This is a genomic window from Arthrobacter sp. UYEF21 (assembly GCF_040546085.1).
In the GTDB taxonomy this organism is placed as follows: Bacteria; Actinomycetota; Actinomycetes; order Actinomycetales; family Micrococcaceae; genus Arthrobacter.
In genome coordinates this window covers 148,643-173,640 of record NZ_JBEPNF010000001.1, presented here as the reverse complement: position 1 = coordinate 173,640, position 24,998 = coordinate 148,643, and the positions used below count along the sequence as shown (strand labels likewise).

Below are 24,998 nucleotides of genomic sequence, written 5' to 3'. Positions count from 1 at the left end.
TCGGCCGGCGCCTCATCGGACTGCCGAAAGGGCACGGGCGCCGGAGCGCTTCTGCGGAGTCCTGGCGGCTTCCTGTTCATCCTCTAGCGGGATCCTGAGGGAAGCCACGAGCTTGGCGAGGGTCACGCGCTGCTGCCGCGCCTCCACTAGCGCCGGGTGAGCCCTGACGCCCTGCGGGGAAACGTTGGTGACGCCCTCGTCCCTGACAATGCGCTGCAATTCGTCCAGAGCGTCCACAGTCCGGGCGGCTTCAAGCAGGATGCTTAGCTCATGCTCGCCCAATTCATAGTCATCCGTCACGGATTTCCAGAGTTTGCGGCCTCCGGGCTTTAATCCTGCGGGGGTTTTGTGCTCCATTACGTTGGTCCTTTCGTCATTTTGCCTGTTACGGATAGTCCGCGGGATCTAGCGGAAGTCCCTAAATCGGCTCTAGTGGGGGGTGAAATATGCCCTGCCGCCGGTCCCAAGGCCCTGGCGGGGGTGCTGAGCGCCCTGTGATAGGCCGAATCATCCAGCACTGCGTGTATGTATCGCTGTTGCAGGGGTAGCGAGCGGCCGGAGGTGGGGAGGGTTGGGGGCCTGGGGTACCTCTGCTTGCACCGTCTCCGCCTGTCTGTGTGGTCAGTGTGGTCCCGCTGTGGGCCGGCCATGGTGACCGGCCCACGGTGTGCGGCTAGGTGGTCTTCATGCCTGCTGCAAGGTTGTCTAATGCCGTCTTGTTACCGGCGATGTGTGCGGCGCGTCCGCCGTATCCGAACTGTTGGAACTCTCGGGCTTCGGCGTCGTACTGCACCTGTGCTTGCTCGAGGGACTGGAAGCGGGCGGCTACTTCGTCCGGGTCCTCGGCAAGGCTGAGCTCCACGCCCATGAGCACGAGGTCCCACGCGTCAGGCTTGGCAATGCGCAGCCGGTTGTCATCCCACCGCTGGAAGGTGGGGTTACCGAACACTAGGGCCTTGGAATAGGGGTTCTCTGAGACGTTGGTAAGCATGTGGTGGAGCGTGCGCCATACGGCTACTACCTTGGCAATCCTCTTGTTTGCGTCGATGATCTCTAGCGCTGCTTTGCCCGCGTTGAGGTTCATGCTGTTCGGGTCAAGGTAGGCGAGGGGCTGGGATCCAACGGCGTCTTTGTTCCGTTCGAGGGTTGCGGCGTCGGCGGCGAACAGTTCGGCCAACTGGTCGTTGATGGCGGGCGCTGCCTGCTGGAATGCTGCCAGTGCTTCCTGGTCCCGGTTGGCCTCCAGTGCGGCGCTGACGCCGGGGAGGTTGGCGAGGTAGGCGGTCGTCACTAGGGCCTGCACTGCGGGATCCTTGCCGGGGTCTTTGCCGGCCGTAAGTGCTTTTGCTACCGCGGCGGTGATTTCGTCCGCGCTGGGCGCCGTGAGGGTCACAGCCTGGGGCGTGGTGGCCGCGTCTGCGGGGATGGTTAGCCCTAGGTGTCGGGCTTCCTGCCGGATAATCATGATGGCGCTGGCCTGCTGGGCTGTTAGTTTGTTGTTCATGGGGTTTCGTCCTTTGGTTGGTCTGGGGTGTGGTTAGCGGATGCCGAGGGCTTTTGCGTGGGCGCGGGCGACGTCGCGCCTGGCTTCCTCGGCGCGGTAGTCGCGTGGTGCTTCCGGGTGTTCGATGGCGTTGACGCGGGCTTTCACTTCTTCGGCTGTGGTGGCGAGCTCTACGGGTACGCCGTTGTTGAGTAGGTCCCATACGTTGTGGGCGCGGCCGTAGTTGTTGTGGGTGGTGTGGCTACTGAGGCTGTGATGGTCGAACTGCGCCGCGGTGGGCTTGGTGTAGAGCAGGTGCCCGTACCGTCCGCCGGCTGCGAGGGTTTCGCCGTTGGCTGCGGCTGCGACGGTTGTCAACGCCTCGATAAGAGAGGCGGCTTTCTTGTTGGCACTGTAGGCGGCGGTGATGGCGTGGGCCTGCTTCTCCGGGATGTTGCCGATTTCGCGTAGGCGGTCCTCCAAGTGAGTGGCGCCTAGGACGGGGATCTGTTCCGTCATGGTTTCTACGGCGTCATCGAACATGGTGCGGAGTTCTTCAAGCAGTGCGGGCGCGTGCGCCTGGTAGTGCTCCAGTTCGGCGCGGGAGAGGGCTACCTGGTTGCGGTGGTACATGCCGCCGATCTGGTCACCTAGGAGCTTGGACATTAGGAGCCGCTGCACTTCTTTGTCTGCTGACGGATCCTTGCCGGCGGTTGCTGCCTTGTAGGCGGCTTCTGATACCTGCGTTGCCGTCGCGGGGGTGAAGTCGGCGGTGCTGACCGTAGCCGGGTTGAACGCGGGGAGGGTGAGGCCCGCGATGTTGACCGCCCGCTTGAATGCGGTTGCCGTCATGTGGTTCTGGTCGGTGTTATCGGTGATCTGGAATTTCATGGGGTTTTGTCCTTTGGCCGTTGGGTTTAGTGGTTGGTGGGGCTGGTGTGGATGGCCGGTTATTCTTGGCCGAATAGTTCGCGAGTGAAAGCCCTCATGGGGTCATCTGTGATGGGCTTCTGTTGGGCTACTGGTGCCGGCGCGTGCCCTGGGGTCTCGTCGTCGCTGAATAGGGCTTTGACGTAGGCGCGGGCGGTTCCTTGTGTGTCCATTTGCTACTGGCTTTCCGTGGTCAGGTCGCGGAGTGCGGTCAAGTTGCCGGCGAGAATGGATTGGGCGGTGGCGCTGATTGGGCCTATCTCCGCCGTCCGGGCGGTAATGCTCCAGCCACTCCCTGGCCGTTTCGGAGCGTCCGCGGGGACTAGCTTGGGCAGTTCGGCTTGGCTTGCGGAGACGTCCCGCGCAAGGTCGCCTAGTGCCCGCCATTGCTTATCCGAGAGGCCGCACGGTGGCGTGCCACTGATTGATATGGTGCTGAATCCGGTGCCGTAGTCAGTTGTTAGCTGGGCCATGGTGGCTACGCCCGCCCTTCATCGGCGGGGGTTTCGAACCATGCCTGCACTCGGCGGAAGTGTCCGATGGGCTGCCCTTTGCTGTTGACCACTTTCACGACGGGTCCGGTCTGGTGGACCTCTTCGGGCTTGGTGTCGGGGAAGTTGAATGTTCCATCGGTGGTGATGATCGTTACGGCCATGTCTGTTACTCGCTCTCTGCGTGGGTGGTCGGTAGGGGCTGTTCCGGGTTGCCGGCGGCGTCGATCAAGTCGTGGAGGGTGTCCGCCAGCGTTCTAGCCTCATCGGCGTTTAGGTGGGCCTTGATGCGGCGGCGGCCGTTCATGAGCGCAACGCCTGGGGTTCCGGTTCCGTCAGCGGCTAGCCAGACGTAGGGCCGGGCGGTCAGGTATGGGCGGTGAGTCATTAGGCGGCCTTCCTTTGGGAATCACATGTGAAGCAGACGGTTGGTTTCGGTATCGGGTGGAGTGGGCATCCGTCGGTTATGCCGGTTACGGCGGTTCCGTCGGTTTGATTTAGCAGGGTGTTCCCGTCGGTCTCGGCGGTTTCGTCGGTCCCGTCGGTTTCTTTTGGAGGGGTCATACCCATCCGACGCCAGACGTTTTCGAGGTTGGCTCGGAAGTATCCACGCTTGGAATCTCCCTGCCGTGTGGAGTGGAGCTTGAACGCGGTAACCAGCATCCGGCCTAGGCGCTGGGCGTTAAGTTCCTTGCCGTAACTGCTCATCGGTCCCCACATCGCGGGGTTGTGTTCGATCAGCCGGTGAATGAGTACCGCGGAAGGGGTAAAGGCGTCTGCCGCTCCCCACACGTCCCGTATGTCCTTGAGGAGGATTACAGCCGGGGGTAGGTGGGTTATGCCGTCTTCCTTGTCCATCTCTGCCTCCGCTATGTCCCTCTTGATGAGTTCGTCAGCAATGGCGGCCCATTCCCCGCTTGCTGCTGTTGCTACGCGCTTTATGGGGTTCCAGCGTTCCTTGATTCGGCCTATGCAACCTGCGGGGAGTTCCGGGCGAACCGTCCGCACAAATTCCCGCGCTTCCTCTGCGGCCTCCGTCAGGCGGCGCCCGAGTTCCTGGGCCTCTTCCTCTATCTCTTCCCAATCGGAAGATTCAACGCGGCCTTCGAGGTCCGGCATGAGCAGTACTCGGATGCAGCGTGAACGGGTATCGTCCGGGAGGTTCGGCGCGTTGCCCGCCATTGCTACCGGGGAGAATGTGGACATCTCGCTTACGTCCCATTCCCCTCCCTTCCCGGGAACCAGTACGGGGCGTGTGGCGCCGCGCTTGTAGCCAGAGTTCAGGACGGCAATGAGGTCTTCTACTCCTGGCTTCTTTGGATCCAGTGACCTGTCTACTTCGTCTATGAGGATGGTTCTCATGGCCTTGTTGAGCATCCGGGTAAGCAGGGCCGGGGATGACAGGGACGCGGCCTGTACGGGGCTTAGGCAGAGCCGTGACAGGTGCTCTAGTACCGTCGTCTTGCCCGATCCCGGCATGGATGAGTCGAGCACTAGGCGGGGTGTTGTGTATGTCTCGAAAGCTAGGTGCGTGTGCGCTGCCCATAGCGTCAGGAGGTCCAAGTCAAGATCATCCATAACGCAGACAAACCGGGCGAGCCATGCCCTCACGTCGGTTAGTACCCTCTCAAATGAACCGACGGGACTGACGTAACCGGCTGAACCGACGGTTTGGGGGTCTGGAATCAAACCGACGGGACTGACGGAAGCGCCGGAACTGACGGCCAGGGCCTCAGCGAGTTCGGCATCTGTAAGTGCTGTGTAGTCGATCACGCTGCTTCACCGTCCCAGCTAGTGGGGCGGGAGTCCGGCCGGGTGAGGTTCGCTATGCGGCGTTTCTCCCGTGCCAAATGCACATCGATGAACTGCGCCGCGTGGCGCACCGTTTCCCTTATGTCGGCATGGTTCTCTACCTGGGCGATGGCGATACGGGCGGCTAGGGCTGCTACCTCTTCGTCTTCGGCCTGGGCGTCGAGCCGGCCTTGGATCATTCCGGACTCGTAGCCCTTCATGAATACAGCGTGAGCGCGGGGATGCTGGGCGACTACCTGCGCAATCTCTTCGTCAGTCATTTGGCTGCACCGCCGGTAACGGGCATGAGCTGGCAGAGTATGACGCATGCCGGATGTCCGGCCATGCTGGCACGGTCGGCGGCTTTCTGTGCGTTGTCCAGTGATAGGTAGACGCGGCGGCGGAACTTTCCCGCGGGCGTTTCCACCACGACAACATGCACGCCGGTTACTAGCGCTGTAGCTGTGGTTTTGTCGGTGTCCGCTGTTATGCTGTTGGTAGCAAGATTTACAGCCGCCTTGGATTCGTGCCCTGGGCGGCTTTCTTGTGCGTGGATCATGCAGCACCACCACGCAAGAGGACCGATACGCGGTCTATCTGTTCCGGGGTGAGTGGCGGGGCCTCAGAGACTACGCGGGATACATATTCTTCGAGTCGTTCTGCTCGGAGATTACGGCGAGCCGCAATGAGCTCGGGATCATCTTTGGAGCGTACTCGGGACAGTGACGCGACCTTAGCGCGTTCTACTTTCCAGGACATAAAATTGGCCTCTCAAGGACAGGTGCTAACCTGCCTCCGCTGAGAGGCCTAAATACTGGGGAAGGGTACCGCTCCAGTCCGGCTATTCGATTACGCTTTGATCCTAGCACCTAAATCTTTAAGGTCTAGGCGAAAAACACCAGAATGGCATAATTCCGATAAAACTGACTCCAATTTATCCTGCCTGACCACCACAGGAGCGGACTCACAGCGCGTGCACCGGAGCGCGTAGCGGACTCTCCGGCGGTCCAGTTCGACGGCGGCTGGATCAAAAGCATAGCGGGCCTGCCTGGCGCCGTCGTCTACAAACTGAGCGGCTGGCGGGAAGTTGACTGGCAACTCGTGCCAGTCCGGAAAAGTAGCGCCCTCTGACGTATCCCTGCCAAACAGGTGCAGCTTTGACGGACGGGGGTGATTGTCGCACGTGATCCAAACCATTTCCTGGCCAGAAGCTCGTTCCTCTGTGGGCATGTCTAAGCCTGCTTCCATTCGATTTTGACTTGCTCGGGAGAGAACCTAATGCCTGGGCCAGATGGGAGGATCGTGACCGTTGCGAGCTGCCGGATAACTTCGCGCTTCCGGTTTATCGTCGCGGACTCCCACGCGGCGGCGGCGCCTGGGCCGGTCATGCCGTCCAAGATACGGACCGGCTGATACTTGAGTACTTGGGCCTCGGCTTCAACAAGGCTTGCTTTCATCCGCTCGTTCATCCGCGCTAGCTGACGGCCGGTTATCGTGCCGTCTGCGTAGTCATCGGCGGCGGTGTCCATTCGCGCCAAAATGGCATCACGGGCACTGGCTGCTGCTTTGAGCGCGTCCGGCTTCTCGGATAGGTGGGCGAGCATGTCAGGACGTGACAGGCGGCCAACCATGACAGCCTCTACAACCTCTTCTACAGGTTCCATCTGCCGCGTAAGCCTCATGCAGTCCGGGCAGGAATAGGCGGCCTTGCGGTGGGTCCCGTCAGGGCGCGGCTTGTGCATGTTCGGGCGCATAGTCCCACCACAGCGGCCGCATAAGGCGATACCGGATAAGAGGTGCTTGGGCTCCATGCCGCGCTCATGCCGGCGCCCTGGGGCTGTCAGAACCGCCATAGCCTGGTCGTAGGTGTCCTGGCTGATGATGGGTTCCCAGTCACCTTTGCCGATGATCTGCCCCGCGTGTGTCCGGTGGCCGGCGTATCGCGGCTTGCGCAGCATGTTGCCAACCACATTCCCTATAAAGGGATTGCCCTGGCGCGTGGTGAATCCCTTTTCATTGAGATACTTTGCGAGGAAGCGGAGCGTGTCCCCTGCAATGGCTCGGGCGTAAAGCTCCCGGATAGCTTCCGCCTCGGCGGGCACTACCACGTCGCGGCTTCCGGTGGCGCGGCCGTTGTCGTCAAGAATGGGCTCACGGCGGTAACCGAACGGCATAACGCCGTGAGACTTCCCCGCCTTGGCGTTCTCCTGAAATTTGCGCTTGAGGCGCCGTGACATCTGCTCTACCTCGTGACGGGCTACGCTGCCCTTGATCCGCGCCGTAAGCCTGCCCTGGGGCGTGGCTAGGTCCACTTCCCCGCCTATGGAAGCAAGAGCCAGACCGCGGCTGTCTGCAAGGCCGATGAACTGTTCCAGCTCTGCCGGCGTCCTGGTGAGTCGGTCCACGTCCCAAACAACCACGGCGTCAATCGTTCCGTGCTCGATCGCATGTAGCATCCGCTCATAGGCCGGGCGTTTCTTGGTACGCGTTGCTGACACGTCGTTGTCGGTGAAAATCTCCCCAAGGGGCCAACCGCGGCGGGCGGCCTCAGCGGTGCAATCCTCGATCTGCCGGCCAACGCCTAGTGCTGTTCCCTCGTCGGAACTGATGCGGGCATAGATACCGCAGGACTGCACACTTTTGGCCATATCAGCAGTCTACCTGAGAGATACGTATATCAAGACTTGACGGGCGCGTTGATCCAGACTTCCTCGATGGAAGGATCGTCCAGCAACGGTTGCAGCACACCGAATCCGGCGACGGCATCAAAGACAAACCTGCGGGCGGCTTCCAGCGGACCAATCGGAGGCAGCGGCCCCATGAGGGCTCGCTCGTCGTAGTCGCTAACGGCCGCCTCCACCAGGCGCCGGACTTCGCCTGCCTGACGCAAGGGGTCCAGACCCCGACGGCGGATCAGTTCACGGACTTCGTCTTCAACGATGCGCACGGCATCCATAAGTTCCCCAATACAACTGCCGCCCCCGGTGGAGGCAGTTCAACTGTGATACAGCCTAGGGAGAGTACGCCATGCCGCCAAGTCAAATTCTGAGGTTGTGGATAAAATTGACGCATTTTTCACACAGGCAACATGGGAAACACTGGTTGCTGCAGGCACTCCGGTGTTACGGTGGGCCCGTTAACATACAGTCTCTCTGTCCGGTGTCTCCCTGGGGGAACCGCCGGAACAGCAACCTAGATGAGCGTTCACGAGCGCGTCATTGTCCCGGAGCCCATAATGAAGCGGAACCCGTCTCAGTCCCGTCGTCCCGCCATGCAGTCCTTCTGGATAGCAATTCTCTCTACCGCCCTTATAGCTGGTCCTGGACTAGCCGGCGCCGCCTTAGCCGCTGACACTAGTCCTACGCCGGCGCCCTCCCTAACAACGGCGCCGGCGACGGCTCCCTCACCTGCCGGCTCAACGGCTGGAGCGGCGCCCGCTGCAACGGCACCTGCGCCTTCCACCCCACCCGCGTCGGCGGCGGCGCCCCCCAGCAAGCCGGTACCTTCCGCTACGAACGAATCGATGGCGCAAGCCATTGGAGTCGGCGGGGCGGAAATGGGCCAGCGGTCGAAACGAGTGACCGCCTCGTCCCCGTCAGCCTCGATACAGAAATTGCAGACGGAGTCGCTCAGCACCGAGGGCACCTGGATGCCAACGTTTGGTGTCCAGGGACTCGACGTCAGCGGTCATCAGTCGAACGTTGACTGGCAGCAGCAATGGAACATGGGGTCCAGGTTCGCCTACGTCAAGGCCAGCGAGGGCAGTTACATGACGAACGACCTCTTCAGCTCGCAATACCAGGGCTCCCGGAATGTCGGCATGATCCGGGGTGCTTACCATTTCGCGATCCCCAACTGGTCATCAGGGTCCGAACAGGCCCGCTACTTTGTTCAGAATGGTGGAGGCTGGACAGCCGACGGGTACACGCTCCCGCCCGTCCTCGACTTCGAGTTCAATCCCTACGCGGGCCGCACCGATATCCCCGGCTGGTGGCCAGGAAACACCTGCTATGACATGTCCCCGTCTCAGCTGAGCTCCTGGGTCCGAGATTTCGGAAGCACCATGCAGTCTTTGACGGGCCGCCTTCCTGTTATCTACACCAACACGAACTGGTGGAATCAGTGCCTCGGCAATCCGTCTGGATTTGGCGATTATCCGCTTTGGGTCGCGGCTTACCCTATGAATCCCTCGAACAACGCGGGCGCGGTTCCTACTGGCAGCTGGAGCAACTACAGCATCTGGCAGTACAGCAGCACGGGGCCGCTCGCTGGTGACTCCAACGTTTGGAATGGGGACTACGCCGCCCTCAGCGCATTCGCACGCAGTGGCATCCCAGCGGCGGCCATCCAGCAGGTCGCGGCCTACAGGGCTAGCCATCCGGCGATGGGCGCCTCCACAACTGCCCTCATTTGTGGTCTGGCTAACGGTGGGTGCTATCAGGGCTTCCAGGGCGGGACCGTGATGTGGTCAGGACCCTCCGGTGCCCACGCCGTGATAGCAGGCGCGGTCGCAGCAGCATGGCAGGCCAGTGGTGCTGAAGGAGGTGCAGCAGGCTATCCGACAGGCGATATCGTGTGCGGGCTCAAGGACAACGGATGTTTCCAGAATTTCCAGGGTGGCAGCATTCTTTCCTCCTCCGGCTCGGGTGGAGCGCTGATTCAACCGGGCGCAATCCGCGACTATTGGGCGAAGACCGGCTACGAAAACGGACCGCTCGGCTATCCGACCAATAACACCGCGTGCGGCCTTCGACTCTCGGGCTGCTTCCAGCTGTTCCAGGCGGGCTCGGTCTTGGCCAGCAGTTCCAGCGGGGCGCATCTGGTGAAGTCCGGCCCCATGCTTGAAGCGTGGTCCCGCGCCGGATTCGAGAACGGACTCCTTGGCTACCCCACCGCAGACGCCACCTGTGGCGCCACAAGTTGCACGCAGGACTTCGCTGGCGGAGTGGTCGCATGGACCTCGGCTTCAGGAGCATGGCCTGTCTTCATGGGCATTGCGGGGGCGTGGAAGGCGGCCCTCTCCCAGTCCATTCCTATGGGGTACCCGATAGGTACAGAGGTGTGCGGCCTGCGGGACGGCGGCTGCTTCCAGCTTTTCCAGGGTGGAACCCTGCTGTTCTCACCGGCCACGGGCGCATTCCCGATCACGGGCAAGGTGCTGGACTATTGGCAGAAAGCCGGCTTCGAAAACGGTGCTTTGGGTTATCCCACCACTTACGCCGTGTGCAACCTGCCGGACTCAGGGTGCCTCCAGTCGTTCGAGCGGGGCACCGTGGCCTACTCGGCAGGAACAGCCATCCAAACTGTTTCGGCTGGCCCCATGCGTGATGGTTGGGCTGCCAGCGGGTCCGCCTCCGGCTCGCTTGGCTACCCGACATCCCCCACGTACTGCGGCCTGGTCAATGATGGCTGCTTCCAGATGTTTGCAAAGGGCCCCCTGATGTATTCACCATCGAGCGGTGCCTATCCAAGCCTCACCGGACCGATCCGTGATCTGTGGCAAAAGGAGGGCTTTGAGAGGGGGCGGCTCAGCTATCCTGTGTCCACAGTCCAGTGCGGGCTGCGTAACAGCGGCTGCTTCCAGAACTACCTCGGTGGCAGCGTCATGTGGTCACAGGCTACGGGTGCGCAGTCACTGTACTTCGGTCCCATCAGGGACGCCTGGGTAAAGTCCGGTTTCGAGAACGGCTCCCTGGGCTATCCCGTCAGCGGGCAAATCTGCGGCCTGCGTGCCGGCGGTTGCTTCCAGAACTTCGAAAAGGGCACAGTGATGTGGTCGCAACAGACTGGCGCGCAATCACTGACGTCAGCACCGATCCAAGCACGCTGGGCACAGTCTGGTTTCGAGTCGGGTTCGCTGGGCTACCCCAGCAGCTCGTCCATCTGTGGTCTGCGTAACGCCGGTTGCTTCCAGAACTTCGAAAAGGGAACCATCATGTGGTCCGCAGCCAGCGGCGCACACACCATGGTTCCCGGGCCGATCCAACAGGCATGGGCTGGACAAGGATTCGAAAATGGTGCTCTCGGCTACCCCACTGCGTCCCAGACGTGCAGCGCGGATAATCAAAGCTGCACCCAGACTTTCCAGGGCGGAAGAATCGACTGGACGTCCGCTGGCGGAGCGAAAATCAAGCCGTAAGGATGCTGGGGACGTACATCGTGACGGACAGTCCGCTGACAGCAGACGCCAACGCCAACGCCAGACCATGAGGGGCCCGAGGACGGCATCACACCGGACTCGGGCCCTTTGGGTTTCGACGTCCTGCCCGGGCCGTTATGGGTGGACGCTGGGGACCGGGAACGCTGTTCGTGCATGTCGGGCCTCCTTACACACAAAAATGCTCCCCGACAGTCAGACTGAGTTAACAATCCGGCTGTCGGGGAGCATTTCACCACACGTCGTCGTCTTCCGGCCGCGGGGCCCGGTGACTACCGACCGTGCTCGAGGAGGTTTAGAAGATACTGCCCATAGCCGCTCTTCACCAGCGGCTCGGCACGCTGGCGGAATTCGTCGTCGTCCAGGAAACCAAGCCGCCAGGCGATCTCTTCCGGAGCACCGATCTTCAGGCCCTGGCGGTTCTCCGTAGTTCGGACGAAGTTCGACGCGTCGTTGAGGTCGTTGAAGGTTCCCGTATCCAGCCAGGCCGTTCCGCGCGGAAGAATCTCAACCTGGAGCTTGCCGCGCTCGAGATAGGTGCGGTTCACGTCAGTGATCTCCAGTTCGCCGCGCGGCGACGGCTTCAGGTTCTCAGCGATCTCCACGACGTCGTTGTCGTAAAAGTACAGTCCCGGTACCGCGTAGTGGCTCCTCGGCTGGGCAGGCTTTTCCTCGAGGGAGATCGCTTTGCCGTTGGAATCAAATTCCACCACGCCATAGGCCTTGGGGTCAGCGACCCAGTAGCCGAACACCGCGCCACCATCGATGTTTTCGAATCGGCGCAGCTGGGTGCCCATGCCGTGGCCATAGAAGATGTTGTCACCCAGCACCAGGGCCACGCTGTCATCACCGATGTGCTCTTTGCCCAAGACAAAGGCCTGGGCCAGGCCGTCCGGCGAAGGCTGCTGTTTGTAGGTTATGGATACACCGAAGCGGGAACCGTCGCCCAGGAGCCGTTCAAACTGATCGGCGTCGTGGGGTGTCGTGATGATCAGGATGTCCCGGATGCCAGCCAGTATCAGCGTCGACAGCGGGTAGTAGATCATTGGCTTGTCGTAGACAGGAACCAGTTGCTTGCTGACGCCCAGTGTGATCGGGTGGAGCCGAGAGCCGGTACCGCCGGCAAGTATTATTCCGCGCATGCCCCCCATCTTTCCCTTCGCTAATGGCCGCGGCAAATCCGGTAGTCTTGGAAACTATGCAGCGACTTCTTGTTACCGGTGGTGCCGGGTTCATTGGTTCGAATTTTGTTCACTACGTTCTCGACAATACTGATGATCACGTGACCGTTCTGGACAAACTTACCTATGCAGGTAACCTCGAATCCCTGAACGGGCTCCCTGACAACCGCTTCGCATTTGTTGAGGGGGACATTTGCGACGCCGGCCTGGTGGACACCCTGGTGGCCGATGCCGACGTCGTGGTCCACTATGCGGCGGAATCGCATAACGATAATTCACTGCATGATCCGCGTCCGTTCCTGGACACCAACATCATCGGCACGTACACGCTGATCGAGGCCGCGCGCAAACACAACAAGCGCTTCCACCACATCTCCACGGACGAGGTCTACGGCGACCTGGAACTGGATGACCCGGAGCGCTTCACCGAGCAGACCCCGTACAACCCGTCCAGCCCCTACTCCTCCACGAAGGCAGGCTCTGACCTCCTGGTCCGGGCCTGGGTGCGCTCTTTCGGGCTGCAGGCCACCATCAGCAACTGCTCGAACAACTACGGCCCCTACCAGCACGTAGAGAAGTTCATTCCGCGCCAGATCACCAACGTGATTGACGGTATCCGCCCCAAGCTTTACGGCAAGGGTGAGAACGTCCGCGACTGGATCCACGCGAATGACCATTCCTCGGCGGTCCTGACCATCATCGCCAAGGGCCGGATCGGCGAAACGTACCTGATCGGCGCTGACGGTGAAAAGAACAACAAGGACGTTGTCGAACTGATCCTCAAGCACATGGGCCAGTCAGTGGACGCGTACGACCACGTCGTGGACCGTGCAGGCCACGACCTCCGGTATGCCATCGACTCGACGAAGCTGCGCGAAGAGCTCGGCTGGGAACCCCAGTTCTCGAACTTCGACGCCGGAATCGAAGACACCATCGCGTGGTACCGGGACAACGAGGCCTGGTGGCGGCCCCAGAAGGACCGCACTGAAGCGAAGTATCGGGAACAGGGCCAGTAACAGATGTCCATTGAGTTCTCCAAACAACTGAAGGCCCACGACACTCCCATCCCCGGCGTCGTCCTCTACGACCTTCCGGTCCATGGAGACAACCGTGGGTGGTTCAAGGAAAACTGGCAGCGGGAAAAGATGGTAGCCCTCGACCTGCCCGATTTCCGCCCCGTACAGAACAACATCTCGTTCAACGAAAAGGCCGGGACCACCCGCGGCATCCACGCCGAACCATGGGACAAATTCATTTCCGTCGCCACCGGCCGGATCTTCGGCGCCTGGGTCGACCTGCGCGAGGGCCCGTCCTTCGGTGCTGTCTTCACCGCTGAACTTGACCCCAGCCAGGCAATCTTCATTCCGCGCGGGGTTGGCAACGCCTTCCAGACGCTGGAAGACAACACGGCCTACACCTACCTGGTAAATGACCATTGGTCCGCCGACGCCCAGGGCCAGTACACCTTCCTGAACCTGGCAGACGAAACCGCCGGGATACAGTGGCCCATCCCCCTCGAACAGGCGGAGCTTTCCGACAAGGACAAGGCACACCCGCGCCTGGGCGATGTCACGCCGATGCCGCCCAAGAAAATCCTTGTGCTCGGCGCCAACGGCCAGCTGGGCAAAGCACTCCGCCGCCTCTACGAGGGGGACACATCAGTCGAGTTCGCCGGCCGGGACGCGATCGACCTCACGGCCGAAGACTCGCTCACGAACGTCAACTGGAAGAACTACGCCACGGTCGTCAACGCCGCTGCATACACCGCGGTGGACACTGCGGAGACCCCTGATGGCCGGTCCTCGGCATGGAATGTCAACGTGACGGCCGTTGCCCGGCTGGCTCGAATCGCAGTGGACCATGACCTCACCCTGGTCCAGGTGTCTTCAGACTACGTTTTCGACGGTTCAGAAAAGACCCATGCAGAGGACGAAGCTCTCTCACCTTTGGGCGTTTATGGCCAGACCAAAGCTGCCGGCGACGCCGTGGTCACCGTCGTGCCGAAACACTACATAGTTCGCACGAGCTGGGTTATCGGGGACGGCAACAACTTTGTGCGCACCATGTCATCGCTTGCATCCCGCGGAGTCCGCCCAGCGGTTGTGGACGATCAGTTCGGCCGCCTGACTTTTACCGCCGATATCGCCAGTGGCATTCGGCATCTGCTGGAAACCAGGCCATCGTATGGCGTCTACAACCTCACCAATGACGGTCCGGAGCAGTCCTGGGCGAACATTGCAGCCGACGTCTACGAACTTTCCGGCTCATCACGGGATGATGTGACGGGAGTGTCCACCGAAGAATATTTTGCCGGTAAGTCTGCTTCACCCCGTCCGCGCAACAGCGGCCTGGCCCTGGCAAAGATCAAGGCGAGCGGTTTTGCACCTGTCCCCTCCCGCGAACGCTTGGTTGCCTACCTGAAGGATGGGGCCTAGGTATGGCGGCTCAGGCACGCCAGCACGAGACTCTCGTCATCATGCCTGCTTGGAACGAGTCGGAGGCCATCGGAAGCACTATCCAGGAAGTCTTCGAATATGGGCCGCCCTGTGACGTGCTGGTCGTCGACGACGGGTCCCGTGACAACACGGCGGCCGTAGCGAAAGCCGCCGGGGCCACGGTTCTGCAATTGCCGTTTAACATGGGTGTGGGCGGTGCCATGCGGACCGGATTCAAATACGCCAAATACCGTGGTTACACCCAGGTAATTCAGGTTGATGCTGATGGGCAGCATGATCCACGCGACATTAAGGCCGTACTCGACGGGCTCAAGAACGCTGACATTGCCATCGGCGCACGCTTCGCCGACAAAGGCGACTATTCCGTAAAAGGGCCCCGGAAGTGGGCTATGAACGTCTTGGCATGGACCATCTCGCGAATAGCCGGCACCCGCCTGACCGACGTCACTTCCGGGTTTAGGGCAGCCAATGCCAAGGCAATTCGACAGTACGTTGATCACTACCCCGCGGAATACTTGGGAGACACCATTGATTCGCTGGTTGTTGCCATCAGGTCTGGCTGCACCGTGCACCAGGTCGGGGTGTCCATGCGCGAACGTCAGGGCGGTGAGCCCAGCCATGACCCCATCAAGGCTGCCCTTTACCTTGGCCGCTCCGGGTTGGCGTTGATCTTCGCGTTGACGCGCAAGAAATCCGACCCTTCGTCCAACTAGGAATCTGACATGTCGTTTCTTATGGGAATTGTCGTCGTCGTGGCGATCCTATTTTTCGTTTTTGAAATGCTTAGGCGCCAGAAGCTACGCGAAAAATACGCAGTTCTGTGGATCATCATCGGTCTGGGGACTCTCTTGCTCGCCGCATTCCCCCGGCTGTTGGAGCTCGCCAGCACGCTGCTGGGCATCCAAGTGCCAGCCAACCTGCTCTTCATCATGACCCTTGTGCTTTTGGTTGGCGTCTGCCTTCACCTCTCGCAGGAACAGTCGCAGGCCGAGGACGAAGTCCGGATACTGGCTGAGGAAGTGGCCATCCTGAGGTCGGAAGTGGAAAACATGAAAGGGCGGCCTACCCTCACCGCTGTTCCGACGGGCACCGATGGACCCACAACACCCTGAGTTCAGGACTTTTTACGCACAGCGAAAGCGGCCACCCCTTGGGGTGGCCGCCTTCTTGTGGTTCTGCCTACCGGATAACGTGCTGAGCCAAGCGCGGCAGTGAATCGAACTTTCCGTGGCTAATCGCCTTGAGCATCAGTGAGCCGGCGTTGAGACGGGACGTCGTGTGGAAAGCAGCGGCAAGGGAAGCTCTCTTCCAGCCAAGGGCGCGGAACCTCGTCGCCTGCAGGTCGAAGAATCTCTTCTCCTCATCGAAGCGGCGCCCGTCTAGTGCCCGGACTGAAGAGTCCGACGCCGAGTGGCGGCGGTACAGGAACGACAGCGTCGGATCGATGATCATTGATCCGCCCTCAGCGGCAACATCAAGGAGGAGCGCCAAGTCCTGGACTACGTCAAGACCCTCAGTGAAGCCAATGCGGGTAACTGTTGCAGTATCCCAAGCGAGGGAGGGAAAGTATGCCCAGTCCGCGCGGACAAGGCTCGTGGCCATGGCCTCGCCGCTGAGTTCCATGCGTGCTTTTGTCTTCGGTGCGTAGACCTTTTTAACGGCGTCTACGAGCGGAGTGCACGCAATTCCCTTCTCGTCGATAACCTGAACTCCGGGCTGCACGACGTCCGCATTCGGATAGGCGGCGAAAGCGGCCGCCACGATGTCCAGATAGTTTGGCAACATGATGTCGTCGGCGCCCATGATGACCATATGCGGGGCTTCAACGAGAGTCAGAGCTTTCCGGTAATTGCCGTTGGCACCCAGGTTCTGCTCATTTTTCATATACGTTACGCGCGGATCAGTGATGGTTGAGAACCAGCGCTCCGGCTCCGGATCCGGATACCCGTCATCGATTACGATCAGGCGCCAGTCCTGGTTCTGCTGGTTCATGACGCTCTGGGCCGCCAATTTCATCTGGTCTACGTCGCCGTAGTAGGGCAGCATTACGTCAATGGCCATGGACTGGATTCCTTTCGGTGGATTTAGCCGGCGTCTAAGAAGCACGGCCCGCTCCCGGTGGCCTTAGAGGGCGGCCCAGGACGCGATCATCGTCCTACCAATCATAGGCCAGAGGAGCCGCCACCTTGGCCTTGGCGCCCCTTTGGTAGACTTGTGTGCGTTTGATCAAGCCCCGCTGGAAATAACTGAGCGGGTACACTCTGAAAGCGGTGTTCCGCCTTAATGGACTCGGTACCGACAGTCATCCCACGTGTCAGTGTCTGCATGGCCGCATACAACGGTGAGAAGCATATCCTTGAGCAGGTCGAATCAATTCTCTCGGAATTAGCGCCAACGGATGAATTAATTATCGTGGATGACTGTTCCACTGACAGTACAAAGTCCGTGATCGAACGAATCGGTGATCCCCGCATCCGGCTGATCGCTGCAGCCGTAAACACTGGATACGTACGTACTTTTGAGAGGGCCCTTTCCGAGGCCCGCGGCGAGTACGTTTTCCTGTCTGACCAGGACGACATCTGGCTTCCCGGCCGTGCGGAGCGAATGATCGCCAGCCTTGACGGAAAGAAAATGGTTGTCAGCAATTGCCGACATTTTGACGGGCCAATGGGACGGTTTCATCGGCTCCGCCTTCGGGAAAAAGATTCCACACACACTTTGCGTAACCTCACCGGGATCATTGTGGGATACCGGCTGCATTGGGGCTGCGCGATGGCCTTTCGGCAGGAATTGTCGCACAAAATACTGCCATTCCCTGCCCACATGCGGGAATCACATGACCAGTGGATAGCAATGGTCGGAATAATTAATCGTGCTATTCAGTATCTGGAAGAAGACACCATCCTGCATCGCCTGCATGGCGAGAACCTGACACCACAAGGGATCAGAAGTGCAGGGAAAATTTTGGCAGCGCGGTTGGATTTTTTCAGGAACCTCTTCATCGCGGTACGCAGACGTTTCGTCAGCTAGCAACAAGACAATATACGGCACGCCGGGAGGCACCCACGTGCCCCGAAAGCACCGAATAGGATGGCGTCCAAATTGCACCCGACTCCCAACATGCTGGATGTGGCGGCAGTAGTTTCCGCCTACCGCCCCACCGAAGAACTCGTGGCAAACGTGGCTTCCCTGAAGCAGTATCTCCAGCACGTGGTAGTGGTCGACGACGGCTCCCCCGGTGACGTGTCCGCGGTACTTACCGACGTGGAGGCTTCCGGCGCCATTATTCTGCGGATGCCGGAGAACTCGGGAATCGCTGCAGCCCTCAACGCAGGCATGAAGCGTGCACGTGAATTGTGGGAGCCTGAATGGCTGATCACCATGGACCAGGATTCCACGTTTACTGGTAACTACGTTGAAGCCGCCTTGGAGGTCGCCAGATCATCAAGTGATCCAGCCACAGTCGGCCTCGTGGCCGCACAGTTTCACAACAACATCAGGCTGCCGCTGCTTGGCGGCCCGGTCGAACCTGAAGTCTTTGATCCCATGCAGTCCGGGACGCTCATCAAAACGTCCGTGCTCGACCAGGTTGGGTATCTCGAAGAGGATTTCTTCATTGACTGCGTCGATTCGGAGTTCAATGCCCGCCTCCGTGGTGCGGGTTTCCGGGCGCTAGCCAGTGCGGGCAGCAATCTTGCTCACTCCTTAGGTGACGCCAGGCCTTTAAAGATCCTGGGCTGGCACGCCCGCATCGGCAAGAAGAAGCTGAGTGTGCACTACCACTCACCATTCCGGGTCTACTACATCACGCGAAATTCGCTGGTTCTGGTCCGCCGGTACGCCATCAGCCAGCCAAAATGGATCCTGCGCCGGCTCTACATGGAACTCCAAAGCCACATCGTTCGGTTCGTTTACGGTCCGAACCGGAAGCTCCACCTGCTGGCCTTCCTCTACGGCCTCCGGGATGCGGCCGCAAACCGGATGGGCAAGATCGATCCGCGCTTAGCGGAGCGGCTCAAGTAGCACTGACGGGCCTAAGACTCTGTGGAGACCGGGGCCCGGTGGTCATCAAGATTACGGAGTCGCCGGAGCGCCGGCAGGATCAGCCCCGCAAACAGGACGGCCTCACTGCAAGCCATACCCAAGGCAATTCCGTCCGCCCAGTTGGACATGCCGGCGGCAATCATGGTCGCCAAACCCAGTACCGCCGAAACAGCCGTCCATGCCAAAATCAGTTTTTCGCCCCCGAACGGAATCAGCAGGTTACGGGAGAAGGGTGATGCAGCTGAAATGAAGAAGAATGCCAAGCCGTAAAACAGGCATGTCAGCTGTGTGGCTTTGACGGGTGAGCCAAAGAGTATCTCTGTTGCTGTTGGCCCCAGCAAAGCCAAGAGTCCACCGCCTACCACGCCCAAGGCTACGTGCGACCAGATGGCCAGTACGTGCCGGCCGCCTTCGGGGGCTTCTCTGTGCTCCAGGACCCAGCCTTGGAATGTGTTGCCCAACGCCATCACCGAAAACAGCCCAAACCGATAGATGGTGTCAGCGGACCCGAACTGCCCTGCTGGTGCTGCGTCCACAAACCCCTGGGCAATAGGAAGCGGCGTTGCAGCGTAGGTGTTTCCGGACGCGCTGATTCCCGCAGAGGCCATCTGTGATCGTAGGGTTGCAGGAGTTTGCGCCCAATGAGTAAATGTTGACCGGCCTGCCGGTACCACCCACCGTTGAAACAGCACCAGGCTGACCGCAACGGCGAGAAGAAAAAGCAGCCCGTATAGCCAAATGGCCCCTGTCGCCAAAACCACAGGAATAGCGACCAGGCTCGCGATAACGCGGGGAATCGTGTCGAACTTGGCCAACAGGGACGGTTTCCCAAGCCCAATGCAATACCAGGCCACGGACAGGCCGCCAAGAGCTGTGGTCCATGACATCGCAACTGCCTCCAACCGCAACTCGGGGACAGCAAGCACCGCGGAAAGCAGCGATACAACGGGCAGCACCACCAGGCTTAGAAGCAGCCGGGTTCTCATGCTCTCCCGATACAGCTCGGCACGGAAACCGGGCGACTGATTCTTTGCGATCTGAACCGGCCCCAGCATGTTCCAACCCCATGCAATAACGGTCGCGCCGAATGTGCCGATGGCCTGGCCCGCCAGCAGGCTGGACCACCCGGCGTCACCAACGAGGCGCGAAAGGACAGGGAGCAACAAGAAGGGCGTCACCAGAGAGAGAAGTGGCAATCCCGTAAAGCCCAGCAGCCTGAACAGCACAGTCTTCACAGCAGCCCCAGCCCGTCGTTCAGTGATCGACCAGCGTCACTTGTTAAGGTTTCGATTACATCGCCTTCCAGCTCATCGGCATCCGGCCATGTACGGACTACTCGCCACATGCCGTAATCCGGTAAAGGGTAGCGGAGCCCTGAGAGTCCACGACGTCGGCCACTCCATTGGCTTTCAAATTAGACAGACCATCGTAGTCAATCGTCCGGCCTTCGCCGTTGTTGACCTCGCGATTACCAAAATCCAGAACGTAATCGGCGTTCAGACGATGTACTGATGAACACACAGCCGGGCTAACGCCGGCTTTGTTGAGGTTGGAAAAGACCTCCCGCGCATCATCCGATACGGCACCAAGAACGTGCGGCTGAAGGGTACGCCGTTGGGCAATCGCGTAGACGAGCGAACTGCCGTTCCACGGGTTGCCTACAATGACGGAACCCTTCGGCACCTCGTCCCGGATTCTGTTCAGAAGCCCCATCTCTGCAGTATCCAGGAGTGCTGAATCGCCGGTCAGTGCATAATTGTGCCTCGCCGAGGCTTCGGCGGCGGCAAGGTTCTGCTGCTGTGTCCCCCACACCAACAACAGGACAGTTATTACCGCAGTGGCGGTGACGCCAGTTTGCCCGGAGAGCTTTGCTCCCGCTGAGCTTTCCGCAGTCGTGCGGACCTTCGCGAACCGGCGGCTGAAGAAATCCCAGCTGCCAACTGCCCCGAGGACGGCAACCGGCAGAATTACCACAGGGAGCGCAGCAGCGAGGCGCTGCGGATCGTTGTACCAAACCCCTACAAGGAAAGTCCTGATTCGTCCCGGCTGGCCGGCTACTGCCATAAAGAAGAGGACCGTAAGTGCGAGGTAGGCACCAAGTAGCCAGTAACGTTTTGTGATGACTGCGAACACCAGCCCAAGCAGCGTACACACCATCACCACCCACGACTCCGGGCGGGCGATGCCGGAACTTGAAACGATGTTCCAGATGGCAGCGGGCGCCGACAGCACGGGCGGCCAGGTTGCTGCTGCCTCCGGCGGCCTAACCAACTTCCACAGCGCAAAGCAAACCGCGCCTGCTGCAGCGAGCATCAGGATCCGAGAGAGGCGGCTGCTCCAGAAGAATGCATGTGAGGCATTCCGGCTGTTCCACTGCCACCACCAAATGACCCCGGCCGGCGCCAAGAGGGGTATCAGGGTCATCAGGCCACTGGGGTGGGCCAGAGCCAGCCCAGGCAGCGCACCAAGAAACGCTATTCCGGCCAGTCCCGGCGTCGCCGTCTCATCGCATCCGAGCTTCAACGTTCGAATGGCAAGCGCCAGGAGGACGGGCAGAACACTGAGCGCCAAAAAGTTCGGATAGAGTACGCCGAAGTCGACCATCAGTAACGGATAGGCTCCGAAGGCCGCCGAAATCACTCCCGCAGAGACGACGGCTTCCGGCCTCCGACCCACAACTGTTTGCGCCAAGTAGACACAGCCTGTCGGCCAGACAAGGGCACCAATGCAGACGTTCAGGACATTTGCCCCAACTGGAATACTGGCTCCGCTGACTTCTACGAGTATCGAGACCAGATCGTGCCACGCTGCCGGATAAAAGGCCCCGCCAGTCATTTCGCCCACGGTCAAAGATGAACCGGAACCCTGGTCCTGAATAAATTGAACGGCGTTCATGTGGAAAACGTTGTCAAACGTTTGTGAAATTGCAGCTGGGTCCGAAATCGCAGCAATCATTCGGCCCGCCACCAAAACCCCAGCGATAGCCAGGGCTCCGCAGACTGCGACACTCTGCGTCAGGCAGTACTCAGCGGCAACCTTTTTAAGCGTCCACCACCGGCTCTTCTGTGCCAACAAGAACAGAACCCCTGTCAGGATGGTTGCTGCTACCACCGACCAGACAGACCATTCTAAACCTGCATACGGCGAGAGTACTGCGGCGGAGGCTACCAGCGAAACCGACAGAGCGGGGGCAGACGCGTACAAGGGCAAACCCCGCAGCCCCACAGTCCATCCGACAACCGCGCCAGGCGCAAACAAGATGGTCAACGCAGCACAGAACGCCGTCGCTTCCGACATCCAGGACATAAAAAACCTTACTCTTGACCGCGATTGCAGCCTGGGCGTCGCAACCGTCCCATGCAGGCGGGGCACCTTAGCCTCAGCCGACTATACTTGACGGCCCATGTCGCAGCGCCCTCGGGCCGGCTGTGCCAAGTTGCCGGGCTGGCCTGAACACGGCCCTGAAATAACGCTGGACGAGCCTTGCCGCGTAGGCTAAGCACGTGAAATATCGAGACAAGAACATTGCGAAACCCAGAACCTCTTTCCCGTACGGTCGGTTCGGTGTCGTCGCAATGTCTGTTGTTTTGGCCACGTCAGCCTGTGCGGCACCTGCACCGGGAGCAAGCGATGGCCAGCTAAGGGGTAGCCTGGTTGGCGTCGGAAACGGCTCCATGAGCGGCCTGGTGGCAGCGTGGCAGGAGGCTTGGCGGGGACCGAACCCGGCTGTGAACATAGCTTTCTCCCCAGACGGAGGAAAGGTGGGTGTGGACGCGCTAGCGAGGGAACAGGCGCACTTCGCCACGACAACCATGCCGGGCTCCGTGGAGTTGCCCCCGACGAGTCAGCCGGTGTGTGGCCAGGCAGGACCTTTGGTCCTCCCTGCGGCCGTGCTTCCGGTGGGAGTGGCGTACAACCTGCCTGGAGTTCGAAGCGTTAGGCTCACCGCTGGCATTCTGGCCAACATCTTCCTCAAGAAGGTCACCAAGTGGAATGACCCGCAAATCGTTCGAGAGAACCCGGACACCAGCCTCCCCGATCTGGAGATCAAACCCTTGCTTTCGGACAAGGACGAAGACGTAACGGAAGCCGTCACGGCCTATCTGTCGCGGGAAGCAAGCAGTGCGTGGTCCCCCGGCGTATCTTCGCGGTGGCCCGACGTTGTCGACGTACAGGACAAAACCAAACCTTTGGAGCTCGACACAACGGTTGGGGGCCTGGCGGTCCTGGACCGTGGGATCATCGGCTCCCGGTTTTCGACGGTGGCGCTACAGTTTGACGGCTCGTACCAGTCGTTCTCACCAGACTCCGTTCTTGCGGCCATTGAAGCAGGCGAGACCAACCAGGTTGCCCCTGGCGCCTTGGAGCAGCAGCTGGACGGCCAGGCCGGCTATGCCTTGGCCGTGATGGAATACGTGGTGTTGTGCCGGGAGTACGCCGAGGAGGAGACGGCGAAGCTGGCCAGTTCCTGGGGACAGGCTATATTCAGCGAAACAGGCCAACGCAATGCGAATATCTTCGCAAGCGCGTTGCCTCCAAACAGGAAAACCTCGGAGCAGGCCAAGGAATTGGTTACCGAAATCGCGGAGGGAACGGAGTGAGCGGACTTGAGCGCACGTCAGACAACACCAGCACCATGAGTAGGACGCCTGGCCTGCACCGGGATGGAACGCTAGCCGGGAGTGAAGCCAAGTCAAGTCAGCGTAAAGGCAGGAGCCTGTTCCTGAAGCTCTTTGCTCTCTTCTCGCTCGTAATTTCCCTGTGGGCATTGGCCACACCCTTGATGGCATTTCCGGATGAGCCTGCGCACACTATCAAGGCCGCCGCCGTAGTCAGGAATCAAATAACTGTTCAGGAGGGGATGTCATTTGGGCATGGCATCCATGTAAAGGTTCCTGCCTATATAGCCAATCTTGATGCCCAGAGGTGCTACAAATACCGTCCGGACACTTCAGCCGGGTGTGCACCGGTTATCCCAGCCGACGACAACTACGAGACGATTGGCGTCACCACGGCGGGTACTTATAATCCGATGTATTACTGGATCGTTGGACTTCCGAGCCTTTGGCTCACTGGTGCGCCCGCACTTTATGCCATGCGTATAGTCAGCTCGATTCTCACCGCAGCTTTTCTTGCTGCCGGCTTCACAGCGCTTTCAAGATTTTTGCGTCCACAAATTCCGATCCTGCTGGCCAGCGTCAGCATGACTCCTATGGTCCTGTTCCTTGGATCCGGAATTAATCCGAACTCTTTAGAGGTTGCAGCTACAATGGCTGCGTTCTGCGGTTTCATCGTGCTGCTCGATAACGCGCATAGACCCGAAGCAGTCATCCCGGCCGTTGTAACGGTCGTAGCAGCCTCGACGATACTGGCGAATACGCGACAGGTGTCCTTGATCTGGCTGCTGTGCGCCCTCATGGTAGGGCTCTCGTTTTATCAGCGACGGTCCATTTTCGCGGCTTTTCGGAACAAGCTTGTCCTGACAGCCGTCGCGGCCACTGTGCCGGGTGTGATTCTCGGCATTGTGTGGATACTGCTGATGCTCAACGCCCCAGCATCCGCCGGCGTTGCCCCCATCGGAATCATCAATCCGATGCCGGGAGTTCGTGCGGACCAAGGGTTTGTCACGATGCTGGACCGCTTCTTTGGCTTCTTTCCCCAGTATGTTGGGGTTATGGGGTGGCTCGATAGCCGCCTGCCGGATGCCGTGCAGATGTTCTGGAGCTTCCTCTTTGTGGTTGCACTCCTGCTCCCGGTTGCTGTCCGTCCGCTCCGGCGAACCGCTGGTTATTGGCTCGCCTTGGTACTGCTCCTTGTCATACCCGCCGCCCTCCAGGCCCAAGTCGTAACTTCCATGGGATTCATCTGGCAAGGCCGCTACAACCTGCCCCTGTTCCTGGTTCTGCTGATCTCGGCAGGAATAGCGTGCAGGCATTTGCGGATCAGCCAGTCAGAGGGGGCCCAGACAATCGGCCGCATCGTGGTGGTGGCTGCAATAGCTGTCCACGGCCTTGCTTTCGCCTACATATTGCGGCGATACGTAGTAGGCATTCGGGAACTGGCTAACTGGCAAATCATGATTACCAAGCCGGAGTGGCAGCCCCCCTTGGGGTGGCTGGTTCTGATTGCTGCCTACGTAGTACTGATGGCACTGGCTGGACATTTCCTGTTCAAATTTGTGTTCCCAGGCGCACTCCTCTTCACGCGCCCCTTCCCCGTACTCTCCGGCGAACCGAAAACGACAACTGAATCCGTCAACCTACGGTCCACCATCGCCGAAGCTCATTCCCGATCACGGACGTAGGTCTCGACTCCACGTTTGGGGAGAACGAAGGCAACGTTCATCCTAAGATCCGCGTGGCCGTCAGTTGCCTGCTCAACCGTCCCGGCGGCGTAATCGGGGCTCGATCATAGGTTCGTCGTCGCGCAGCCGCCACGCAACGTCGTAACCCTGATTTGCGAACC

General features: G+C 60.1%; 22 protein-coding genes and 1 pseudogene. 9 read left to right on the top strand and 14 right to left on the bottom strand.

The window, feature by feature from the left end; genetic code table 11:
• Positions 1–12: 12 nt before the first annotated feature.
• The 10 genes and pseudogenes from ABIB27_RS00755 to ABIB27_RS00710 all read right to left on the bottom strand — a co-directional run.
• Entirely contained in the window at positions 13–357 is a 345-nt protein-coding gene (locus tag ABIB27_RS00755) for a terminase (protein ID WP_354253348.1), read from the bottom strand.
• A 316-nt stretch (positions 358–673) separates the two neighbouring features.
• Positions 674–1,504 (bottom strand): hypothetical protein, encoded by an 831-nt coding sequence (locus ABIB27_RS00750; RefSeq protein ID WP_354253347.1) that lies wholly within the window; start codon positions 1,502–1,504, stop codon positions 674–676.
• Positions 1,505–1,537: 33 nt separating this feature from the next.
• Entirely contained in the window at positions 1,538–2,374 is an 837-nt protein-coding gene (locus ABIB27_RS00745) for a hypothetical protein (protein ID WP_354253346.1), read from the bottom strand.
• Positions 2,375–2,891: 517 nt separating this feature from the next.
• Positions 2,892–3,068 carry a hypothetical protein gene (locus tag ABIB27_RS00740; protein ID WP_354253345.1) on the bottom strand — a complete coding sequence of 59 codons (177 nt, stop codon included), beginning with the start codon at positions 3,066–3,068 and terminating at the stop codon, positions 2,892–2,894.
• Positions 3,069–3,073: 5 nt separating this feature from the next.
• A complete protein-coding gene (locus ABIB27_RS00735) occupies positions 3,074–3,292 on the bottom strand; it encodes a hypothetical protein (RefSeq protein WP_354253344.1) in 219 nt (72 codons plus the stop codon).
• The gene (locus ABIB27_RS00730) at positions 3,292–4,677 is read right to left on the bottom strand and encodes a DUF3631 domain-containing protein (protein WP_354253343.1); all 1,386 of its coding nucleotides are present in this window, start codon (positions 4,675–4,677) and stop codon (positions 3,292–3,294) included. Before ABIB27_RS00730 ends, ABIB27_RS00735 begins: the two co-directional genes overlap by 1 nt.
• Positions 4,674–4,976 (bottom strand): hypothetical protein, encoded by a 303-nt coding sequence (locus tag ABIB27_RS00725; RefSeq protein WP_354253342.1) that lies wholly within the window; start codon positions 4,974–4,976, stop codon positions 4,674–4,676. Before ABIB27_RS00725 ends, ABIB27_RS00730 begins: the two co-directional genes overlap by 4 nt.
• A complete protein-coding gene (locus ABIB27_RS00720; protein WP_354253341.1) occupies positions 4,973–5,254 on the bottom strand; it encodes a hypothetical protein in 282 nt (93 codons plus the stop codon). Before ABIB27_RS00720 ends, ABIB27_RS00725 begins: the two co-directional genes overlap by 4 nt.
• Positions 5,255–5,927: 673 nt before the next feature.
• Positions 5,928–7,343, bottom strand: coding sequence for a recombinase family protein (locus tag ABIB27_RS00715; protein WP_354253340.1), 1,416 nt, complete (start codon positions 7,341–7,343; stop codon positions 5,928–5,930).
• A 41-nt stretch (positions 7,344–7,384) separates the two neighbouring features.
• Positions 7,385–7,651: pseudogene (locus ABIB27_RS00710) on the bottom strand (CpaF family protein); the annotation flags it as partial.
• Between the two features lie 567 nt (positions 7,652–8,218).
• On the opposite strand from ABIB27_RS00710, the gene ABIB27_RS00705 reads away from it, so the two are divergent.
• A complete protein-coding gene (locus tag ABIB27_RS00705) occupies positions 8,219–10,834 on the top strand; it encodes a GH25 family lysozyme (RefSeq protein WP_502909079.1) in 2,616 nt (871 codons plus the stop codon).
• A 290-nt stretch (positions 10,835–11,124) separates the two neighbouring features.
• On the opposite strand, the gene rfbA is transcribed toward ABIB27_RS00705, so the two are convergent.
• Positions 11,125–11,994 carry a glucose-1-phosphate thymidylyltransferase RfbA gene (rfbA, locus tag ABIB27_RS00700; protein WP_354213965.1) on the bottom strand — a complete coding sequence of 290 codons (870 nt, stop codon included), beginning with the start codon at positions 11,992–11,994 and terminating at the stop codon, positions 11,125–11,127.
• Positions 11,995–12,050: 56 nt separating this feature from the next.
• Between rfbA and rfbB the strand changes: the two genes are divergently transcribed.
• From rfbB to ABIB27_RS00680, 4 genes are read left to right on the top strand one after another with little or no spacing between them, the layout of a single operon-like run.
• On the top strand, positions 12,051–13,049 hold the full coding sequence (gene rfbB / locus ABIB27_RS00695) for a dTDP-glucose 4,6-dehydratase (RefSeq protein ID WP_354213964.1): 999 nt from the start codon (positions 12,051–12,053) through the stop codon (positions 13,047–13,049).
• A 3-nt stretch (positions 13,050–13,052) separates the two neighbouring features.
• Positions 13,053–14,468 (top strand): sugar nucleotide-binding protein, encoded by a 1,416-nt coding sequence (locus ABIB27_RS00690; protein WP_354253339.1) that lies wholly within the window; start codon positions 13,053–13,055, stop codon positions 14,466–14,468.
• Positions 14,469–14,470: 2 nt separating this feature from the next.
• Positions 14,471–15,202 carry a glycosyltransferase family 2 protein gene (locus ABIB27_RS00685; RefSeq protein ID WP_354213962.1) on the top strand — a complete coding sequence of 244 codons (732 nt, stop codon included), beginning with the start codon at positions 14,471–14,473 and terminating at the stop codon, positions 15,200–15,202.
• 9 nt (positions 15,203–15,211) lie between these two features.
• Positions 15,212–15,601, top strand: a complete 390-nt coding sequence (locus tag ABIB27_RS00680) for a DUF2304 domain-containing protein (RefSeq protein ID WP_354213961.1) — start codon at positions 15,212–15,214, stop codon at positions 15,599–15,601.
• A gap of 67 nt (positions 15,602–15,668) precedes the next feature.
• On the opposite strand, the gene ABIB27_RS00675 is transcribed toward ABIB27_RS00680, so the two are convergent.
• A complete protein-coding gene (locus ABIB27_RS00675; RefSeq protein ID WP_354213960.1) occupies positions 15,669–16,550 on the bottom strand; it encodes a glycosyltransferase family 2 protein in 882 nt (293 codons plus the stop codon).
• A 222-nt stretch (positions 16,551–16,772) separates the two neighbouring features.
• Between ABIB27_RS00675 and ABIB27_RS00670 the strand changes: the two genes are divergently transcribed.
• A complete protein-coding gene (locus ABIB27_RS00670; protein WP_354213959.1) occupies positions 16,773–17,519 on the top strand; it encodes a glycosyltransferase in 747 nt (248 codons plus the stop codon).
• 72 nt (positions 17,520–17,591) lie between these two features.
• Positions 17,592–18,512 carry a glycosyltransferase gene (locus ABIB27_RS00665; RefSeq protein ID WP_354213957.1) on the top strand — a complete coding sequence of 307 codons (921 nt, stop codon included), beginning with the start codon at positions 17,592–17,594 and terminating at the stop codon, positions 18,510–18,512.
• Positions 18,513–18,523: 11 nt separating this feature from the next.
• Here ABIB27_RS00665 and ABIB27_RS00660 read toward each other — a convergent pair whose 3' ends face one another.
• Positions 18,524–19,768: a polysaccharide biosynthesis protein gene (locus ABIB27_RS00660; RefSeq protein WP_354213955.1), complete on the bottom strand. Its 1,245-nt coding sequence runs from the start codon at positions 19,766–19,768 to the stop codon at positions 18,524–18,526.
• 97 nt (positions 19,769–19,865) lie between these two features.
• On the bottom strand, positions 19,866–21,830 hold the full coding sequence (locus tag ABIB27_RS00655; RefSeq protein WP_354253491.1) for a DUF6541 family protein: 1,965 nt from the start codon (positions 21,828–21,830) through the stop codon (positions 19,866–19,868).
• A gap of 278 nt (positions 21,831–22,108) precedes the next feature.
• Between ABIB27_RS00655 and ABIB27_RS00650 the strand changes: the two genes are divergently transcribed.
• Together ABIB27_RS00650 and ABIB27_RS00645 are read left to right on the top strand one after the other, a co-directional pair.
• Positions 22,109–23,134 carry a substrate-binding domain-containing protein gene (locus tag ABIB27_RS00650; protein WP_354214403.1) on the top strand — a complete coding sequence of 342 codons (1,026 nt, stop codon included), beginning with the start codon at positions 22,109–22,111 and terminating at the stop codon, positions 23,132–23,134.
• A complete protein-coding gene (locus ABIB27_RS00645; RefSeq protein ID WP_354213953.1) occupies positions 23,131–24,837 on the top strand; it encodes a DUF2142 domain-containing protein in 1,707 nt (568 codons plus the stop codon). The genes ABIB27_RS00650 and ABIB27_RS00645 overlap by 4 nt, the downstream gene beginning before the upstream one ends.
• Positions 24,838–24,998: the final 161 nt, after the last annotated feature.

What these genes read in the sequence shown, in the direction of transcription:
- ABIB27_RS00670 (WP_354213959.1), top strand. Translation starts at nt 16,773, where the DNA reads ATGGACTCGGTACCGACAGTCATCCCACGTGTCAGTGTCTGCATGGCC.
- ABIB27_RS00745 (WP_354253346.1), bottom strand. Translation starts at nt 2,374, where the DNA reads ATGAAATTCCAGATCACCGATAACACCGACCAGAACCACATGACGGCA.
- ABIB27_RS00740 (WP_354253345.1), bottom strand. Translation starts at nt 3,068, where the DNA reads ATGGCCGTAACGATCATCACCACCGATGGAACATTCAACTTCCCCGAC.
- ABIB27_RS00685 (WP_354213962.1), top strand. Translation starts at nt 14,471, where the DNA reads ATGGCGGCTCAGGCACGCCAGCACGAGACTCTCGTCATCATGCCTGCT.
- rfbB (WP_354213964.1), top strand. Translation starts at nt 12,051, where the DNA reads ATGCAGCGACTTCTTGTTACCGGTGGTGCCGGGTTCATTGGTTCGAAT.
- ABIB27_RS00655 (WP_354253491.1), bottom strand. Translation starts at nt 21,830, where the DNA reads ATGTCGGAAGCGACGGCGTTCTGTGCTGCGTTGACCATCTTGTTTGCG.
- ABIB27_RS00705 (WP_502909079.1), top strand. Translation starts at nt 8,219, where the DNA reads ATGGCGCAAGCCATTGGAGTCGGCGGGGCGGAAATGGGCCAGCGGTCG.
- ABIB27_RS00720 (WP_354253341.1), bottom strand. Translation starts at nt 5,254, where the DNA reads ATGATCCACGCACAAGAAAGCCGCCCAGGGCACGAATCCAAGGCGGCT.
- ABIB27_RS00750 (WP_354253347.1), bottom strand. Translation starts at nt 1,504, where the DNA reads ATGAACAACAAACTAACAGCCCAGCAGGCCAGCGCCATCATGATTATC.
- ABIB27_RS00755 (WP_354253348.1), bottom strand. Translation starts at nt 357, where the DNA reads ATGGAGCACAAAACCCCCGCAGGATTAAAGCCCGGAGGCCGCAAACTC.
- ABIB27_RS00675 (WP_354213960.1), bottom strand. Translation starts at nt 16,550, where the DNA reads ATGGCCATTGACGTAATGCTGCCCTACTACGGCGACGTAGACCAGATG.
- ABIB27_RS00715 (WP_354253340.1), bottom strand. Translation starts at nt 7,343, where the DNA reads ATGGCCAAAAGTGTGCAGTCCTGCGGTATCTATGCCCGCATCAGTTCC.
- rfbA (WP_354213965.1), bottom strand. Translation starts at nt 11,994, where the DNA reads ATGCGCGGAATAATACTTGCCGGCGGTACCGGCTCTCGGCTCCACCCG.
- ABIB27_RS00735 (WP_354253344.1), bottom strand. Translation starts at nt 3,292, where the DNA reads ATGACTCACCGCCCATACCTGACCGCCCGGCCCTACGTCTGGCTAGCC.
- ABIB27_RS00680 (WP_354213961.1), top strand. Translation starts at nt 15,212, where the DNA reads ATGTCGTTTCTTATGGGAATTGTCGTCGTCGTGGCGATCCTATTTTTC.
- ABIB27_RS00725 (WP_354253342.1), bottom strand. Translation starts at nt 4,976, where the DNA reads ATGACTGACGAAGAGATTGCGCAGGTAGTCGCCCAGCATCCCCGCGCT.
- ABIB27_RS00650 (WP_354214403.1), top strand. Translation starts at nt 22,109, where the DNA reads ATGTCTGTTGTTTTGGCCACGTCAGCCTGTGCGGCACCTGCACCGGGA.
- ABIB27_RS00690 (WP_354253339.1), top strand. Translation starts at nt 13,053, where the DNA reads ATGTCCATTGAGTTCTCCAAACAACTGAAGGCCCACGACACTCCCATC.